The organism is Pseudoxanthomonas kalamensis DSM 18571, from assembly GCF_010211745.1.
Taxonomy (GTDB): Bacteria; Pseudomonadota; Gammaproteobacteria; order Xanthomonadales; family Xanthomonadaceae; genus Pseudoxanthomonas_A; species Pseudoxanthomonas_A kalamensis.
Map to the genome: position 1 here is coordinate 1 of NZ_PDWQ01000157.1, position 461 is coordinate 461.

General features: G+C 66.8%; 1 pseudogene. It reads right to left on the reverse strand.

The window, feature by feature from the left end:
- Positions 1-119 precede the first annotated feature (119 nt).
- A pseudogene (locus CSC70_RS14500) lies at positions 120-461 on the reverse strand (nitrilase-related carbon-nitrogen hydrolase); the annotation flags it as partial.

Here is a 461-nt window from a genome sequence, read left to right on the forward strand (position 1 = left end):
TATATATTGTGAGATTACACTATATGCAGGCGATCTGCTTGTACGGCCCACCTAGGTTGACCGTGACCGTGCTACCCATGCCTCGTCACGAACCCACCGCCTTCTTTTCTTTGTCCGCCACCGGCCTCGGCGATGAACTCGCCCTGCGGGCCGAGCACGTGGCTGTTGCCCCAGAACTGGATGCCGGACGCGCCCAGTGGCGAGGGTTCGTGGCCGACCCGGTTGCAGCTCAGCACCGGCACGCCGTTGGCCACGGCATGGCCGCGATGGCTGAGGATCCAGGCATCGCGCTGGCGTTCCTGCTCGGCCTGTTCGTCGCTGGGGTCCCAGCCGATCGCGGTCGGGTACAGCAGCAGCTCGGCGCCGGCCAGCGCCATCAGCCGCGCCGCTTCCGGGTACCACTGGTCCCAGCACACCAGCACGCCGAGGCGGCCGACCGAGGTCTGGATCGGGGTGAAGCC